At 61.5% G+C, this 16,980-nt stretch carries 17 protein-coding genes; 16 read left to right on the top strand and 1 reads right to left on the bottom strand.

Translation table 11 applies throughout. The annotated features are described in order from the left end of the window. Nucleotides 1-21: 21 nt before the first annotated feature. Complete coding sequence (locus ACYVOC_RS12805) at nucleotides 22-1,392, bottom strand: amidase (protein ID WP_461162063.1); 1,371 nt, start codon at nucleotides 1,390-1,392, stop codon at nucleotides 22-24. Between the two features lie 170 nt (nucleotides 1,393-1,562). Between ACYVOC_RS12805 and rpsB the strand changes: the two genes are divergently transcribed. From rpsB to ACYVOC_RS12885, 16 genes are all read left to right on the top strand, one after another. Further along, entirely contained in the window at nucleotides 1,563-2,315 is a 753-nt protein-coding gene (gene rpsB, locus ACYVOC_RS12810; RefSeq protein ID WP_116004136.1) for a 30S ribosomal protein S2, read from the top strand. A gap of 99 nt (nucleotides 2,316-2,414) precedes the next feature. After that, nucleotides 2,415-3,338: a translation elongation factor Ts gene (gene tsf / locus ACYVOC_RS12815; protein WP_116004135.1), complete on the top strand. Its 924-nt coding sequence runs from the start codon at nucleotides 2,415-2,417 to the stop codon at nucleotides 3,336-3,338. Nucleotides 3,339-3,392: 54 nt separating this feature from the next. Beyond that, nucleotides 3,393-4,115, top strand: coding sequence for a UMP kinase (gene pyrH / locus ACYVOC_RS12820; protein WP_116004134.1), 723 nt, complete (start codon nucleotides 3,393-3,395; stop codon nucleotides 4,113-4,115). A 44-nt stretch (nucleotides 4,116-4,159) separates the two neighbouring features. Continuing rightward, nucleotides 4,160-4,717 carry a ribosome recycling factor gene (frr, locus tag ACYVOC_RS12825; protein ID WP_461162064.1) on the top strand — a complete coding sequence of 186 codons (558 nt, stop codon included), beginning with the start codon at nucleotides 4,160-4,162 and terminating at the stop codon, nucleotides 4,715-4,717. A gap of 11 nt (nucleotides 4,718-4,728) precedes the next feature. Continuing rightward, nucleotides 4,729-5,472 (top strand): polyprenyl diphosphate synthase, encoded by a 744-nt coding sequence (uppS, locus tag ACYVOC_RS12830; RefSeq protein ID WP_461162065.1) that lies wholly within the window; start codon nucleotides 4,729-4,731, stop codon nucleotides 5,470-5,472. Between the two features lie 9 nt (nucleotides 5,473-5,481). Continuing rightward, nucleotides 5,482-6,336, top strand: a complete 855-nt coding sequence (locus ACYVOC_RS12835; RefSeq protein WP_461162066.1) for a phosphatidate cytidylyltransferase — start codon at nucleotides 5,482-5,484, stop codon at nucleotides 6,334-6,336. After that, nucleotides 6,333-7,523: a 1-deoxy-D-xylulose-5-phosphate reductoisomerase gene (gene ispC / locus ACYVOC_RS12840; protein ID WP_461162067.1), complete on the top strand. Its 1,191-nt coding sequence runs from the start codon at nucleotides 6,333-6,335 to the stop codon at nucleotides 7,521-7,523. Before ACYVOC_RS12835 ends, ispC begins: the two co-directional genes overlap by 4 nt. A 30-nt stretch (nucleotides 7,524-7,553) precedes the next feature. Further along, nucleotides 7,554-8,915 (top strand): RIP metalloprotease RseP, encoded by a 1,362-nt coding sequence (gene rseP / locus ACYVOC_RS12845; protein ID WP_461162068.1) that lies wholly within the window; start codon nucleotides 7,554-7,556, stop codon nucleotides 8,913-8,915. A gap of 45 nt (nucleotides 8,916-8,960) precedes the next feature. Beyond that, nucleotides 8,961-11,258 (top strand): outer membrane protein assembly factor BamA, encoded by a 2,298-nt coding sequence (gene bamA, locus ACYVOC_RS12850; protein ID WP_461162069.1) that lies wholly within the window; start codon nucleotides 8,961-8,963, stop codon nucleotides 11,256-11,258. Beyond that, complete coding sequence (locus ACYVOC_RS12855) at nucleotides 11,258-11,776, top strand: OmpH/Skp family outer membrane protein (RefSeq protein ID WP_116004127.1); 519 nt, start codon at nucleotides 11,258-11,260, stop codon at nucleotides 11,774-11,776. Before bamA ends, ACYVOC_RS12855 begins: the two co-directional genes overlap by 1 nt. A 27-nt stretch (nucleotides 11,777-11,803) precedes the next feature. After that, the gene (lpxD, locus tag ACYVOC_RS12860; protein ID WP_461162070.1) at nucleotides 11,804-12,796 is read left to right on the top strand and encodes a UDP-3-O-(3-hydroxymyristoyl)glucosamine N-acyltransferase; all 993 of its coding nucleotides are present in this window, start codon (nucleotides 11,804-11,806) and stop codon (nucleotides 12,794-12,796) included. Continuing rightward, nucleotides 12,793-13,233: a 3-hydroxyacyl-ACP dehydratase FabZ gene (fabZ, locus tag ACYVOC_RS12865; RefSeq protein ID WP_116004125.1), complete on the top strand. Its 441-nt coding sequence runs from the start codon at nucleotides 12,793-12,795 to the stop codon at nucleotides 13,231-13,233. The genes lpxD and fabZ overlap by 4 nt, the downstream gene beginning before the upstream one ends. A 16-nt stretch (nucleotides 13,234-13,249) precedes the next feature. Next, complete coding sequence (gene lpxA / locus ACYVOC_RS12870) at nucleotides 13,250-14,044, top strand: acyl-ACP--UDP-N-acetylglucosamine O-acyltransferase (RefSeq protein ID WP_461162071.1); 795 nt, start codon at nucleotides 13,250-13,252, stop codon at nucleotides 14,042-14,044. Between the two features lie 5 nt (nucleotides 14,045-14,049). Next, complete coding sequence (gene lpxB, locus ACYVOC_RS12875; protein ID WP_461162072.1) at nucleotides 14,050-15,213, top strand: lipid-A-disaccharide synthase; 1,164 nt, start codon at nucleotides 14,050-14,052, stop codon at nucleotides 15,211-15,213. Continuing rightward, entirely contained in the window at nucleotides 15,179-15,817 is a 639-nt protein-coding gene (rnhB, locus tag ACYVOC_RS12880) for a ribonuclease HII (RefSeq protein ID WP_461162073.1), read from the top strand. Before lpxB ends, rnhB begins: the two co-directional genes overlap by 35 nt. Further along, nucleotides 15,814-16,587 carry a TrmH family RNA methyltransferase gene (locus tag ACYVOC_RS12885; RefSeq protein WP_461162074.1) on the top strand — a complete coding sequence of 258 codons (774 nt, stop codon included), beginning with the start codon at nucleotides 15,814-15,816 and terminating at the stop codon, nucleotides 16,585-16,587. Before rnhB ends, ACYVOC_RS12885 begins: the two co-directional genes overlap by 4 nt. Nucleotides 16,588-16,980 lie beyond the last annotated feature (393 nt).

The following is a 16,980-nucleotide window of genomic DNA, read 5'->3' on the forward strand; positions in this document are numbered from 1 at the left end:
AATACAGTAAAGCGCTATAAGCTATTGTTTTTGTAGCGTTTCTTCAATGCGCAAACCCACATTGAGCACCGCATCATCGTGCAGTGCAGCATGCCACACCATGAGACCGACCGGCAGTTCCCCTGCCATGTGGCAGGGCAAGGACAGCGCGCAACCATCGAGCATGTTGACAATGCTGGTGTTGCGCAGCAGCAGGCCATTGGCGCGGAAGAAGGCTGCGTCGCGGGCCGCGTCCTGTGCGGCTTCCTGGCCATCGGCCGGGGCCACGCTGGCGATGGTGGGTGCGAGGATGGGTACGGTGGGTGAGAGCAGGGCGTCGAAACCGGCGATGGCGGCCTCCACGCGGGCAATCCAGCGCCGTCGCGCCTGCTGCAGATCAATGTACTCAAACGCTGTCATGCTGCTACCGCGCTCGATGCGGGTGCGCACGCGCGGGTCATAGAGTGCCGCGTGTTGCGCCAGCAGAGGACGGTGCCAGGCGTAGCTCTCTGCAGCTGAAAAGCCGCCCGTGGCCTGGATGTGGGCCAGGTCGGCCACCTCGGGCAGCGCCACTGGTTCGATGCGGGCGCCAGCACGGCGCAAGGTTTCCAGGCTGCGCTCAAAGGCCTGGGCCACAGCGGGGTCCAGTTCCTCTAGAAAGGTGTCGGTGGGCACGGCCAGGCGCCAGGCAGACAGCGCTGCCGGGCTGCGCGTGACGCGCCGCGCCGCCAGAATTTCGTGCGCCACTATGGCATCGCGCACGCTGCGCGTCAGGGCGCAGGCGGTGTCGAGCGTGGTGGACAGCGGCACGGCACCCGTGGTGGGCACAAGTCGGGCTGTATTTTTGAAACCCACAATGCCGTTGAGTGCGGCCGGAATACGGATGGAGCCCCCCGTGTCTGAACCCAGGCCGATGAAAGCCGCGCCCGTGGCCACCGATACCGCCGCCCCTGACGAGGAGCCTCCTGGTACGCGCGCCGGGCCGGGCAGGGCGCCGGTGCGTGCATCAAAGGCGGCGGGTGTGCCGTAGTGTGGATTGGTGCCTACGCCCGAAAAAGCGAATTCGACCATGTGCGTGCGACCCACGATCGAGGCTCCCGCTGCGCGCAGCCGCGCCACGGCCGGGCAGTCTTCCAAAGCGGCGCCAGCGTCGGCCAACACCAATGAACCCGCCGGGGTGGGTTGGCCGCGCAGGTCGAACAAATCTTTGACGGATACGGCCAGGCCCGCCAAAGGGCGCTGCTCAACGCCCGGTTGCGCGGCGTGGGCGCGGGCTTCGTCAAACATGGGACGCGAAAAAACATGCGCGCACGCGGGCGATTGGGCTGCGGTGATGCAGTGCTCCAGGGCGTCGCGGGCATTGCCGCTGCCGACTTGCAGCAGGCGGCGGGTGGTGTCGAGGTCGTTAAGCATGGGTGTGCTAAAATCTTTAGGCTTTGCTGACCAGTGGGTTCGCTGGTGCGTTATGTGCCGCGGCAACGGGGCTGGCAAGGTAAATAGCAAACCAGTCCAAACAAGGTGTTGCAGCCCGCAGGGCAGCAATGGTCGGGCTGGATTTTAGACTCAACCTTTGGAGAATTTTCATGTCCGTCACCATGCGCGAAATGCTGGAAGCCGGTGTCCACTTTGGTCACCAAACCCGCTTCTGGAACCCCAAGATGGCCCCCTACATCTTCGGTCATCGCAACAAGATTCACATCATCAACCTGGAAAAGTCGCTGCCGATGCTCCAGGCGGCCAGCAAGTTTGCGCAGCAACTGTCGGCCAACCGCGGTACCATTTTGATTGTTGGCACCAAGCGCCAGGCCCGCGACACCGTCGCCGCCGAAGCTGCCCGTGCTGGCGTGCCCTTCGTGAACCAGCGCTGGCTGGGCGGCATGCTGACCAACTTCAAGACCGTGAAGACCTCGATCAAGCGCCTCAAGGACATGAAGGCCCAGCAGGAAGCCGGCCTGGAGTCGCTCAGCAAGAAAGAACAGCTCATGTTCACCCGCGAGATCGAGAAGCTGGAAAAGGACATCGGCGGCATCCAGGACATGGCTGCGCTGCCCGACGCCATTTTTGTGGTGGACGTGGGCTTCCACAAGATCGCCATTGCCGAAGCCAAGAAGCTGGGTATTCCGCTGATCGGTGTGGTCGATACCAACCACTCGCCCGAAGGTATTGACTACATCATCCCTGGCAACGATGACTCGGCCAAGGCGGTGGATCTGTATGTGCGCGCGATGGCCGACGCCATCATTGAAGGCCGCAACAACGCCGTGACCGAAGTGGTCAAGGCTGTTGCCGGTGAGGGTGCCGACGAATTCGTCGAAGTGCAAGAAACTGCCGCTTAAAGCCCCGGCCCGCGCGCTGCGTCGCGGAAGAAAAGCGGGGCTTGATGGGCCCCCTTTTTTTATCTAGAAACGATTGAACTGAATACGGAGAAATAAGAAATGGCTGCAATTACCGCAAGCATGGTCGCTGAACTGCGTGGCAAGACCGACGCCCCCATGATGGAATGCAAGAAAGCCCTGACCGAAGCCGATGGCGACATGGCCAAGGCCGAGGAGTTGCTGCGCGTCAAACTCGGCACCAAGGCTGGCAAGGCCGCTTCGCGCATCACCGCCGAAGGCGTTGTTGCTTGCTACATCGCTGGCAACACCGGCGGTTTGATCGAAGTGAACAGCGAAACCGATTTCGTGAGCAAGAACGATAGCTTCCTGGCCATGACACAGGCTGCAGCGGAGTTGGTGGGCAAGCACAATCCCGCCGATCTCGCGGCCCTGGGTGCACTGCCTTATGAGCAGGACAGCTTTGGCCCCACGCTGGAAGATGTGCGCAAGGGCCTGATCGGCAAGATCGGCGAAAACATGTCGTTCCGTCGTTTCAAGTACTTTGGCAGCAGCAGCAAGCTCGCCTCCTACCTGCACGGCACACGCATCGGCGTGGTGGTCGAGTACGAAGGTGACGAAATCGCTGCCAAGGACGTGGCCATGCACATCGCCGCCATGAAGCCCGTGGCCCTGACCAGTGCCGACGTTCCCGCCGAACTGATCGAGAAAGAGCGTTCTGTCGCTGCCGCCAAGGCTGCGGAAGATGCCGCCAAGGCCACGGCCGAAGGCAAGCCTGTGCAGTCCGACGAAATCGTTGCCAAGCGCATCGAAGGCGGCGTGCAGAAGTACCTCAAGGAAGTTTCGCTGTTCAACCAGGCTTTCGTGAAGAACGACAAGCAGACCGTCGAGCAGATGCTCAAGGCCACTGGTACCACCGTGAAGGGCTTCACCCTGTACGTAGTCGGTGAAGGCATCGAGAAGAAGGTGGACGATTTTGCTGCTGAAGTGGCCGCCCAAGTGGCCGCTGCCAAGGCCGCTGCCTGATCCACTGATAGCCCTGATTTGCCGCCCCATCCCCCAGACCTACGGAGAACTTCCATGACCATCGCCACGCCAGCCTACAAGCGCATTTTGCTCAAGCTGTCGGGTGAGGCGCTCATGGGGGATGACGCCTTCGGTATCAACCGCTCCACCATCGTCCGCATGGTGCAGGAGGTCGCTGAGGTGACCCGCATGGGGGTGGAGGTGGCCGTGGTGATCGGTGGTGGCAACATCTTCCGTGGCGTCGCTGGCGGCGCTGAAGGGATGGATCGCGCGACGGCGGACTATATGGGCATGCTCGCCACCGTGATGAATGCTCTGGCCCTGGCTGACGCGATGGACAAGCAGGGCCTGACGGCCCGGGTGATGTCCGCCATCTCGATCGAGCAGGTGGTGGAGCCTTATGTGCGGCCCAAAGCACTGCAGTACCTCGAAGAAGGCAAGGTGGTGGTTTTTGCGGCTGGCACAGGCAATCCTTTTTTCACCACCGACACCGCTGCCGCTTTGCGGGGTGCCGAAATCGGTGCCGAACTGGTGCTCAAGGCCACCAAGGTCGATGGCGTATACACTGCCGACCCGCACAAGGACCCTTCTGCCACGCGCTACACCACGCTCAGCTTTGACGAGGCCATGGTGCGCAACCTGGGCATCATGGATGCCACAGCATTTGCCCTGTGCCGTGACCAAAAGCTGCCCGTGAAGGTGTTTTCCATCTTCAAGCCGGGGGCGCTCAAGCGCGTGGTCATGGGCGAGGACGAAGGAACCCTGGTTTACGCTTGACGGCAACGGGCCGCCCTTGCTGCCTGGTGCCCAGAGGAAAAAACATGACTGCCGACATCAAGACAAACATGCAAGCCAAGATGGATCAATCCATCGTGGTTTTTAAAAATAACCTGCAAAAAATTCGCACGGGCCGTGCCAACCCTGCCTTGCTGGACACGATACATGTGGACTATTACGGGTCCATGGTGCCGCTGTCGCAGGTGGCCAACGTGTCTCTGCTCGATTCGCGCACCATCAGTGTGCAGCCCTGGGAAAAGGGCATGGGCGCCAAGATCGAGAAAGCCATCCGCGAGAGCGACCTGGGACTGAACCCGGCGTCCCTGGGAGATCTGATCCGCGTTCCCATGCCGGCCATGAGCGAAGAGCGCCGCAAGGAAATGACCAAGCTGGCACGCAACGAAGGAGAGTCGGCCAAGATTGCCGTGCGCAACCTGCGGCGCGATGCCAATGAAGCCGTGAAGAAGCTCGTCAAGGACAAGCTGGCGTCTGAAGACGACCAAAAGCGCGCCGAGGCAGACATCCAGAAGGTGACCGATCGGCACATTGTCGAGATCGACGCCCTGGTGGTTGCCAAGGAGCAGGAAATCATGGCGGTTTGAAGACCGTCCGCATGTCCATTTCCAACACTCAGGAGTTGGTGCCGCCCCACCATATCGCCATCGTCATGGATGGCAATGGCCGCTGGGCCAAGCGCCGCTTCCTCCCGCGCCTTGCAGGGCATAAGCAGGGCGTGGATGTGCTGCGCCGTTGCGTGCAGGCCTGTGCCCAGCGTGGCGTGGGCGTGCTGACGGTGTTTGCGTTTTCCTCCGAAAACTGGAATCGGCCTGCTGATGAAGTTTCAGGCCTGATGGAGTTGCTCGCCAAAGCGCTTTCGCGCGAAGTACCGCAACTGTGCAAGGACGGCGTGCAACTGCATTTCGTCGGTGCGCGGGATGGGCTTTCCGAGAAAGTACAAAGCGGATTGCTGCAAGGCGAGGCCGCTACGGCCCACAACACCCGCCTTGTGTTAAACGTCTGTTTCAATTACGGTGGCCGCTGGGATGTGGCGCAGGCTGCAGCCGCCTTGGCGGCACGTGGTGAACCCATCACCGAAGCCAGCCTGGACAGCGCCATGGCACTGGCCCATGTGCCCGACCCCGACCTGCTGATCCGTACCGGTGGTGAAATGCGACTGAGCAATTTCCTGCTTTGGCAAGCCGCCTATGCAGAGTTGTATTTCAGTGAGAAGCTTTGGCCGGATTTCGATGATGCTGCGCTGGATGAGGCTATTGCGGCCTTCCATGCCCGGGAACGTCGATTTGGCAAGACGTCTGAACAAATTCTGCCTGCGCACCCCGGACTGGTGCGTGCCTGAAAGGGCTCCATGCTGAAGCAGCGCATCATCACCGCCCTGGTCCTGCTGGCTATTTTGCTGCCAGCCCTGTTTTATCCCTCGCCGGTACCGTTTACCACCGTCGTGCTCGTGCTGATGGCCGGCGCGGCCTGGGAATGGGGTCGGCTCAATGGCTGCAGCCCTGTGGCTTCGGTGGCCGTGGGGGCGGTGTGCGTGGCATTGTGTGCCGCTTCGTGGGCACTGGGTTGGTCCGAGCGACCGATGGGCGCGCTGTGGGTTGCGGCTGGTGCCTTCTGGGTGCTGGGTGGCACGTGGTTGCTGCGGGCGGGTGTTCCTGGCTGGCCGCGCATTCCCGGGTCGGTGCGATTGCTGGCAGGGGTGCTGGTGTTGTGGCTGGCTTGGTTGGCCGTGGTGCAGGCGCGCATCGAGGGCATCAACTTTCTGCTGTCGGTGATGACGCTGGTATGGATGGCCGACATCGCGGCTTATTTTTCGGGCCGGGCGTTCGGCCTGCGTTTCACCCGCAACAAGCTTGCCCCCTCGATCAGTCCGGGCAAGAGTTGGGAGGGGGTGTGGGGTGGTGTGGCTGGTGTGTTGCTGCTGGCAGTGTGTTGGGTTGTGGCCGATGCCCGTCTGCAAGCACCCGTGGCCAGCCTGTATACACGCCTGGCAAACCAGGGCTGGTGGGTGCTGGTGCTGGGAGTGCTGTTCATGGTCGCCATGAGCGTAGTGGGTGATCTCATTGAATCGCTCATCAAGCGCAGTGCCGGTGTGAAAGACAGCAGCAACCTGCTGCCCGGCCATGGGGGTGTGCTCGACCGTGTGGATGCATTGCTGCCCACATTGCCGCTGGCCATGATGCTGATGACACTGGTAAAGACATGAAACAACGCATTACGGTGCTGGGCTCCACAGGATCCATCGGCACCAGTACGCTCGATGTGGTGGCACGCCACCCCGAACGTTTCGAGGTTTTTGCGCTGAGTGCCGCCACCCAGGTTGACCTGATGCTGGCCCAGTGTGCCCGTTTTACTCCGCGCTATGCCGTCATGGCCAGTGCAGAGCATGGCCGGGTGCTACAAGAAAAAATTAAGCAAAATGACCTTCCAACGCTTGTGCTGCAAGCGCCAGAAGCTATTGAAATAATAGCATCTCATGCAGAGGTCGATATGGTCATGGCCGCCATCGTCGGGGCAGCCGGGCTGGCGCCCTGTCTGGCTGCGGCCCGAGCGGGCAAACGCCTTCTGCTGGCCAACAAGGAAGCGTTGGTGGTGGGGGGTGAGGTGTTTCTGCGTGCGGTGCGCGAGGGTGGGGCGACCTTGCTGCCCATCGACAGCGAGCACTCCGCCATTTTTCAGTCGCTGCCCGAAGACCCTGCCACCTGGTCGCGGCGCGTGGAAAAGATCATCCTCACCGCTTCGGGGGGGCCGTTTCGGCAGAGATCGCCTGGCAGCCTGCGCGATGTGACGCCTGAGCAAGCCTGCGCACACCCCAACTGGGTCATGGGGCGCAAGATCTCGGTCGATTCGGCCACGATGATGAACAAGGCGCTGGAAGTGATCGAGGCGCGTTATCTCTTTGGGCTGTCGCCCCGGCAGCTCGATGTGGTGATCCATCCGCAAAGCATCATCCATTCCATGGTGCAGTACCGCGACACCTCGGTGGTGGCGCAGTTGGGCACGCCAGACATGCGGGTACCCATTGCCTATGGCCTGGCCTGGCCCGAGCGCGTGGAGTCCGGCGCGGCCGTACTGGACTTCCATGCCCTGGGCGCCATGACATTTGAATCCATTGACAACCATGGCCATCCTGAGCGGTTTCCGGGACTGCGCTTGGCGTGGGAGTCGCTGGAGGCTCCTGCCGGTACCACGGCGGTGCTCAATGCCGCCAACGAAGTGGCGGTAGCGGCATTCCTGGAGCGGCGCATCCGTTTTGACCAGATCCATGCGCTGAATCTGGAAACTTTGTCTGCCGTCTCTCTCTCCAATCCCGATTCGCTCGCAGACCTGCTGGCGTTGGACGCCGATGCGCGTGCAGTTGCGCAACGGATCGCTTTGCGGTTGGCAGCCTAGGCGCTGCCACCTGATTTCACGGGGATACGCATGTTGACCATTGTTGCCTTTCTTGTGGCCCTGGGGCTGTTGATTGCCGTGCACGAATATGGCCACTACCGTGTGGCGGTGGCTTGCGGCGTGAAAGTTCTGCGCTTTTCGGTGGGCTTTGGCAAGCCACTGCTGCGCTGGCAGCCCAAGGGTTCTCCCACCGAGTTTGTGCTGGGGGCATTTCCGCTGGGCGGTTTTGTACGCATGCTGGACGAGCGCGAAGCGCCGGTACCTCCCGAAGAGCGCCATCTGGCCTTTAATACCCAGTCGCTGCGCTCGCGGGCGCTCATCGTGGCTGCGGGCCCAGTGGCCAACCTTGTTCTGGCGGTGCTGCTTTATGCCACGGTCAATTGGATGGGGGTGCAGGAGCCCATGGCCTACCTCGCACGACCGGTGCCGGGTTCTGTGGCCGAGTCGGCAGGCCTGCATGGCGGGGAGCTGGTGCGCAATGCGGCGATTGGCAACGAGGAGCCCCAGCCCGTGCGGTCCTTTGAAGACCTGCGCTGGTTGCTCACACGCGGCGCATTAGAAGCGACTCCGGTGCGCTTGGAGCTTGAACCTACGCCGGGGGCCAGCCAGCGCACGGTAGTGCTTGCCCTGAATCAACTGGATACCCGGGAAGCCGATGCGCGCCTCATGCAGATGATCGGCATCGTGGGGCCGTGGACGCGCCCAGTGATGGGCGAAGTGATGGCCGACAGTGCGGCCCAGCGTGCAGGCCTGCGCGAGGGTGATGTGGTGCTGCGCATTGGCGCCGTGGAGGTGGTTGATGGCCAACAGCTGCGTGCGCTGATCCGTGGATCGGTGCACGATGGGAAGCCTGTCTCGCAGCCCTGGCGCATCCAGCGGGGCACGCAGGCCCTGACGTTGGACGTGCAGCCCGAGGTACAGCAGGACCAGGGCGAGCTGATCGGGCGCGTGGGCGCCTATGTGGGCGCACGGCCAGAGTTCACTACCGTGCAATACGGGCCTTTCGAAGGCCTGTGGAGCGGTGTCACGCGCACCTGGCAGGTGTCGGTGTTGACCTTGCGCATGATGGGCCGCATGGTCATCGGAGAAGCTTCGCTCAAGAACATCAGCGGTCCCCTGACGATTGCTGACTATGCGGGGCGGTCTGCCAGCATGGGGCTGACGCAGTACCTGGCCTTTCTGGCCTTGATCAGTGTGAGTCTGGGTGTGCTGAACCTGTTGCCGCTGCCCGTCCTCGACGGTGGGCACCTGATGTATTATCTTTGGGAGGGCGTGACGGGCAGGGGTGTCTCGGATGCCTGGATGGAGCGCTTGCAGCGCGGCGGAATCGCTGTGCTGCTGTTGATGATGTCCATCGCTATGTTTAACGATATCTCCCGGCTCTTTGGCTAACCTTTTGGCCGCCATGCCTGCGCATTGGTGGCACCGGCTTCATTCATGAAAAAACATATCAATCGCTTCGGTGCACGCACCGTGACAGCTGTCGCTGCCATGATTTTTGCTGCCCAGGCCGCGTGGGCCCTGGAACCTTTCAAGGTGCAGGATATTCGTGTGGAGGGCCTGCAGCGCGTGGAGCCCGGAACCGTTTTTTCCTCCATGCCCTTGCGTGTGGGCGATGAGTACAACGACGACAAGGGGGCCGCTGCCATTCGCGCGTTGTTTGGTCTGGGCTTGTTCAAGGATGTACGCCTTGAAGCGACGGGGGGCGTCCTGGTGGTGGTGGTCGAGGAGCGCCCCACGATTGCCGACGTCGATTTTGTCGGCTCGCGTGAATTCGACAAGGACGTGCTCAAAAAATCCATGCGCGACATCGGCCTGACCGATGGCCGTCCGTACGACAAGGCGCTCACCGATCGCGCCGAGCAGGAACTCAAGCGCCAGTACATCAACAAGAGCTTCTATGGCGCCGAGGTGATCACCACCGTCACGCCCATCGAGCGCAACCGCGTCAACCTCACCTTTTCGGTGGTGGAGGGGGATACAGCGCGCATCAAGGACATCCGCATTGTTGGCAACAAGGCGTTCAGCGAGTCTACGCTCAAAGGCCTGTTTGACCAGGATACCGGCGGCTGGTTGAGCTGGTATACCAAGTCGGATCGCTATGCGCGCACCAAACTCAATGCCGACCTGGAGACCTTGCGCTCGTACTACCTGCAGCGGGGATATTTGGAATTCCGCATTGATTCGACCCAGGTAGCGATTTCTCCAGACAAGCAGGACATCTCCATCACGGTCAACGTCACCGAAGGCGAGCGGTTCGTCGTGTCGAGTGTCAAGCTCGAAGGCAATTTCCTGGAACGCGAAGACGAATTCAAGTCACTGGTCACCATTCGTCCCGGCGAACCCTACAACGCCGACCAGGTGGCAGAAACCACCAAGGCGTTCTCCGAGCATTTCGGTAATTTTGGTTTTGCGTTTGCACGCATCGAAGCCGTTCCTGAGATCGACCGCGAAAATGGCCGCGTAGCCCTGGTGCTGCAGGCCGAACCCGTGCGCCGCGCCTATGTGCGCCGCATCAGTGTGGCAGGCAATGACCGCACCCGCGACGAAGTGATCCGGCGCGAGTTCCGGCAGTACGAGGCCTCGTGGTACGACGGAGAAAAAATCCGCATCTCCCGCGATCGCGTGGATCGTCTTGGTTATTTCACCGAGGTCAACATCGAGACGCTGGAGGTTCCCGGTGCGCCCGACCAGGTGGACCTCTTGATCACCGTGGCCGAAAAGCCTACGGGTTCCCTGCAGCTAGGAGCAGGTTTTTCCAGTGCAGAAAAAATATCTTTTTCCTTCGCAATCAAGCAGGAAAACATTTTTGGCTCGGGCAATTATTTGGGTGTAGACCTGAACACCAGCAAGTTCAAGCGTACGCTGGTGTTCAGCACCACCGATCCGTATTTCACCAAGGACGGTATCTCGCGCACCCTGGATCTGTATTACCGCTCTGACAAACCCTACGAGGACCAGGGCGGCAATTACGAGCTCATCACCACCGGGGCTGGTATCCGTTTTGGCGTGCCGTTCAGCGAGACCGACACGGTCTTTTTTGGTGGTGCCCTGGAGCAAACCCGCATCAAGGCCGGCACCAACATCCCGGCGGCTTACCTTAGCTATGCAGATCGCTACGGTGCATCCAGTTCAGCGGTGCCGCTCACCATTGGCTGGTCGCGTGATAGCCGTGACAGCGCACTGGCACCCAACACGGGCCGCTACCAGCGGCTCAATACGGATTGGTCGGTGGCGGGAGACGCGCGTTATGTGCGCGCCAATTACCAGTACCAGCAGTATGTGCCCCTGAGCAAAAAATTCACCCTGGCTTTCAATGGCGAGGTAGGCCTGGGCAAGGGCATGGGCGGCAGGCCGTTCCCGGTATTCAAGAACTTCTACTCGGGTGGCCTGGGCTCGGTGCGTGGTTTTGACCAGGGAACCCTGGGCCCGCGCGACGTTACCGGGGCTTCGTTGGGCGGTCCCAAGAAGCTTACTTTCAATACCGAACTCATCGCTCCGTTCCCGGGAGCTGGTAATGACCGGACATTGCGCGTCTTTACTTTCCTCGACGTGGGCAACGTGTATGGCGACGGCGAAAAAATGCGCCTGAGCGAAATGCGCGCTTCCGTGGGCATCGGGCTGAGCTGGATTTCGCCACTGGGCCCATTGCGCCTGGCTTACGCCAAGCCTGTGCGTAAGTTTGCTGGCGATAGAATCCAAGAACTGCAATTCCAGATCGGAACATCCTTCTAATGACACATTTTTCTCGTCCCATCGCCTTGGCGATACTGCTGGGTTCTTTTGGTGCTGCGCTCCCTGTGCAAGCGCAGGAATTCAAGGCGGGTTTCCTCCAGACTGATCGCGTCTTCCGCGAGGCCAACACGGCCAAGGCGGCGCAGGCCAAGCTGGAGCAAGAATTCTCCCGCCGCGACAAGGAAATCAATGATCTGGGCGCGACCCTGAAGTCGGCCACCGAAAAATTCGAGCGCGATGCTCCCACGCTGTCCGAGAGCCAGCGACAGACGCGCCAGCGTCAGTTGGTGGACCAGGACCGTGACTTTCAACGCAAGCGCCGCGAATTCCAGGAAGATCTGAATTCCCGCAAGAATGAAGAACTCAACCAGATGAGTGATCGCGTCAACAAGATCGTCAAGCAGCTGGCTGAGCAAGAAAAATACGACATCATCGTGGACCAAGCCGTCTACATCAGTCCCAAGCACGATATCACCGACAAGGTGATCAAAGCGCTGAATGCTGCGCCTACCAAGTAACTACAGCAGCCACAAGGTGGACGTCGCGTGAGTTTGCGCCTGGCCGAGTTCATCGAGGCACTGGGTGGAACGCTGGAGGGTGATCCCGGCACCGAGATCACCCGGCTGGCCCCGCTGGAGGCAGCACAAGCGCAGGAGTTGAGTTTTCTCAGCAATCCGCGCTACCAGCAGCAACTGGCCGCCTCCCAGGCGGCCTGTGTCATTGTGGCGCCTGCAATGCGCGAGGTCGCGATGGCGCGGGGCACCTGCATTGTGGCTGATGATCCTTATGCCTATTTCGCCCGGGCCACGCAGCTCTGGCGTAAGCGGCATGCGCCGCCGGTGTTGCCGGGGGTGCACCCCAGCGCTGTTGTACACAGCGAGGCCCAGGTGCATGCCACGGCTTGGGTGGGGCCCTTGTGCGTGATCGAGCGCGGCGCCCGCATCGGTGCGGGTACGGTGCTCAAGTCGCGCGTCACACTGGGTGAAGACTGTCATATCGGAGAGCGCTGCATCGTGCATGCTGGCGTGGTCATTGGCGCCGATGGCTTTGGTTTTGCGCCCGAGGGCGGAACCTGGGTCAAGATCGAGCAGCTGGGCGCCGTGCGCATTGGTGACGATGTGGAGATTGGTGCCAACACCTGCATTGACCGTGGTGCGCTGCAGGACACCGTGATCGAAGACGGCGTCAAGCTCGACAACCTGGTTCAAATTGGCCACAACGTGCATATTGGCCGACATTCGGCCATGGCTGGCTGTGTTGGCGTGGCCGGCAGCGCCACGATCGGCGCCCACTGCACTGTCGGCGGTGGCGGCATCGTGCTGGGGCACTTGACGCTGGCGGACCATGTGCACGTATCGGCCTCCACGACGGTGACGCGGTCGTTGACACGACCCGGTCAGTACACAGGGATGTTCCCCATCGACGACAATGCACGCTGGGAAAAAAACGCTGCCACGCTCAAGCAGTTGCATAGCCTGCGCGAGCGTATCAAGGCCCTCGAAAGCCTTCTACAGAACAACAAGATTGAACGCCCATGATGGATATTCACGCAATTCTCAAGCAACTACCCCACCGCTATCCCTTTCTGCTGGTGGACAAGGTGCTTGAACTCGAGCGCAACCAGCGCATCAGGGCCATCAAGAACGTCACGTTCAACGAGCCTTACTTCATGGGGCATTTCCCGGGGCATCCTGTCATGCCAGGGGTGTTGATCCTGGAGGCTCTGGCCCAGGCGGCGGGCTTGCTGGCCTTCGATGCGATGGGCCAGGTACCGGACGAAAACAATATCTACTATTTTGTGGGCATCGACGGGGCTCGTTTCAAACGCCCCGTTGAACCAGGCGATCAACTGGTCCTGGACATCACCATCGACCGCGTGCGTGGCGGCATCTGGAAGTTCAAGGGTGTGGCCCGGGTAGGCGAGGAGGTGGCCTGCGAAGCCGAACTCATGTGCACCATGCGCGCCGTGGGCTGAAGGAGCGCGGTACGCCGTGAATAACATCCACCCCACTGCCGTTGTCGATGCCCAGGCACGCATCGATACCACTGCCACGGTGGGGCCCTATGCCGTCATTGGCCCGCATGTCAGCATTGGCGCGGGCACTACGGTGGGGCCGCACTGCGTGATCGAAGGCCGGACTACCATTGGCCAGGACAACCGCATCTACCAGTTCGTCTCGCTGGGCGCTGCTCCGCAGGACAAGAAATACGCAGGCGAGCCCACCGAACTGCGCATTGGCGATCGCAATACCTTTCGCGAGTTTTGTACCGTCAACACCGGCACCGTGCAGGACCGGGGGGTCACCACGGTGGGCAACGACAACTGGGTCATGGCTTATGTCCACATTGCGCACGACTGTGTGGTGGGCCACCAGACCATTCTGGCCAACAATGCGACGCTGGCCGGCCATGTGCAGGTGGGTGACCAGGCCATCATCGGTGGGCTGACGGGAGTGCACCAGTTCGTCAAGATTGGTGCCCATGTTATGGCGGGCTTTGGTAGCCATATTTCGCAGGATGTGCCGCCTTACATGATGGTCGATGGCAATCCCCTGACCGTGCGCGGCCTGAACCTGGAGGGATTGCGTCGGCGCGGTTTCTCGGCTGATCGGTTGGCCGCCATCCGGCAGATGCACCGTCTGCTGTACCGCCAGGGTCTCACGCTGGAAGCCTCGCGCACCGCGATTGCCGAATTGGCGAGCACCCAAGCCAATGCACAGGCCGTAGCCGACATTGCTCTGCTGCTGGCGTTTCTCGATGCCTCCACACGCGGCATCGTGCGCTGACGGCCATGGAGCACAGCCCCCGCGTCGCCCTGGTGGCGGGCGAAACCTCGGGTGATCTGTTGGCCGGGTTGCTGCTGGACGGCTTGCGCGATGTGTGGCCCGGCCTCTCCAGCCATGGCATTGGTGGCCCGCAGATGGCCCGCCGGGGCTTTGAAGCCTGGTGGCCCAGCGAAAAACTGGCGGTGCATGGCTACAGCTTTGAGTTGCTGCGGCGGTTGGGTGAAATCATCCATATCCGCCGCCAGTTGCGGGCCCGCCTGCTGCGTGAGCGCCCGGGTGTGTTCATCGGTGTTGATGCCCCTGATTTCAACCTGGGCCTCGAAGCGGATCTGCGCGCTGCGGGCATCAAGACCGTGCATTTTGTCTGCCCATCGATCTGGGCCTGGCGCGCCGATCGCGTTGAGAAAATCCGCCGTGCGGCCGACCATGTGTTGTGCATCTTCCCGTTCGAGCCCGCGCTGCTCGAACGCCATGGCATTGCAGCCACCTATGTGGGCCACCCTCTGGCAGGTGTGATTCCCATGGCGCCCGATCGCAGCGCGGCCCGCGCCCAACTGGGCTTGCAGGACAGTGGTGCCGTGCTGGCCATCCTGCCCGGGAGTCGCTCGGCCGAGGTGCAGTACATCACTCCAAGGTTTTTTGAGGCTGCAGCGCTTATCCATCAAGCGCTACCAGCTATTAAAATGATAGTTCCCGCAGTACCTGCGCTGCAGAGTCGCATCGAACAAGCGGCGCGCGACTGCGGTCTGGGCCATGTGCTGCAGGTCATTCCTGGCCAGTCCCACACCGCGTTGGCGGCTTGTGATGTGACGCTGATTGCCAGCGGCACCGCCACCCTGGAAGCAGCGCTGTTCAAGCGCCCCATGGTCATTGGCTACCGCATGCACCCCCTGAGCTGGCGGCTGATGCGCCGCAAGCAGTTACAGCCCTGGGTGGGGCTGCCCAATATTCTGTGCAATGATTTTGTGGTGCCCGAACTCCTTCAGGACGATGCCACGCCGCAGGCACTGGCAGCCGCAGTGCTGCAGTGGTTTGATGCGCTGAAACACGACCCTGGACGCATGATGGCGCTGCACCAGCGCTTTACCTTGCTGCATGAAACCTTGCGGCGCAACACCCCTCAACTGGCCGCCGATGCCATCCAGAAAGTCCTTGCCACCACGGTCTGAACAAGCCTGCCTGCCATGGCATCCCTCCGGCCTGATGGCCGGGGTGGATGAGGCCGGCCGTGGCCCATTGGCCGGCCCGGTGGTGGCCGCTGCAGTGATTCTGGATGATTTGCGCCCGATTGCCGGGTTGGCAGATTCCAAGAAGCTCACGCCGCTGCGGCGCGAAAAGCTCTACGACGAAATCCGTGCCAAGGCGCTGTGCTGCAGCATTGCCGAGGCTTCCGTGGAAGAGATCGACCGCCTCAACATTCTGCAGGCGACGCTGCTGGCCATGCAGCGGGCCGTGATGGGGCTGCGCCTTAAACCGGCCTTGGTGCTCGTGGATGGCAACCGACTGCCCCGACTCGATATGCCGGCCGAGGCCATCGTCAAGGGCGATGCGTTGGTCCCCGCCATCTCGGCGGCATCCATTCTGGCCAAGGTGCACCGTGACCGCTGGTGCGCGCAGGTGCACGCAGAGTTTCCACAATACGGGTTTGCCGGGCACAAAGGCTATGGCACCGCTGCGCACATGGCCGCCCTGCAGGAGCATGGCGCGTGCATGCACCACCGGCGCTCGTTTGCGCCTGTTGCGCTGAACCTGCGTGAAGCGGTGTGCCGATGACTTCGCCCTCCGTGGTTGTTATCCATTCCCGGGACAACACTTTCGTCAAGGATCTGCGGCGCCTGGCGCAGGACACCACGGCGTATCGCAAGCAAGGCCGCGTCTGGCTGGAGGGTGATCACCTCTGCCGTGCGGCGCTGGCGCGTGGACAAACCGTGTCGATCGCGGTTTTTTCTGAGTCTTTTTGGCCTCTAGCGTCCGTGGAATGGGCGCAAGCAGCTAGTAAATCAATAGTGCTCGCCGATGCCTTGTTTACCGACATCAGCGGCCTGGAGTCACCGGCCCAGATGGGCTTCATCATCGATGTGCCTGTTGGTACGGCTCTGCAGCCGGACGAGGCGACCGTGGTGCTCGACCGCGTCCAGGACGCAGGCAACGTGGGTTCCATCCTGCGCAGCGCCTCTGCGTTTGGTTTCAGGCAGGTGATTGCCCTCAAGGGCAGTGCCGCCCTGTGGTCGCCCAAGGTTTTGCGGGCAGGCATGGGCGCGCATTTCGCGCTGAACCTGATCGAAGCAGCGGGCCTTGAAGACCTTGGGCCACTCAGGGTGCCGATCTTGGTGACCCATGTGCACGAAGGCGACTTCCTGCACCGCGCCGAACTGCCCTGGCCCTGCGCCTGGGTCATGGGGCACGAAGGGCAGGGTGTTTCTGCTGCTTTGGAGGAGAGGGCCGCCCTGCGCATTCGCATTGCGCAGCCCGGAGGAGAAGAGTCGTTGAATGTGGCGGCTGCAGCGGCCATCTGCCTGCACGCCAGCGGTGCCATGCGCTGAAAAAGCGCCCATGGTGTTATTGGTTGCGCACAAAATCGCCTTGGTCGGGCGTATTTTTCCGGTACTGCAGAAGGCTACTGGGCTGTTTGCCACGCGAATCTTCATGCACGATGCACACTGGCAGTGCACCTGGCCTAGCCTGTCGGGCTGGGGCCGATGGGCAGCCGACGATTCCCAAGTCCGACAGGCCAGGTGCGTCGCTGCTGCTTGCAACACACGGAACATGTGCTTGCGTGACAAGTTCTTGCGGAATCTGCGTCGGTGCGTACCCAGAAGCGCAGCGCTATAATCAAGGGCTTTTCTCGCAACAGCGTCGCCCGACCGCACCCAAAGCAATAACCCATCTGAGAGCAGCCGCAGGCATTTGATGCAGCGGGCCTGCAGGCGCCGGGC

It is taken from the genome of Simplicispira piscis, assembly GCF_054783455.1.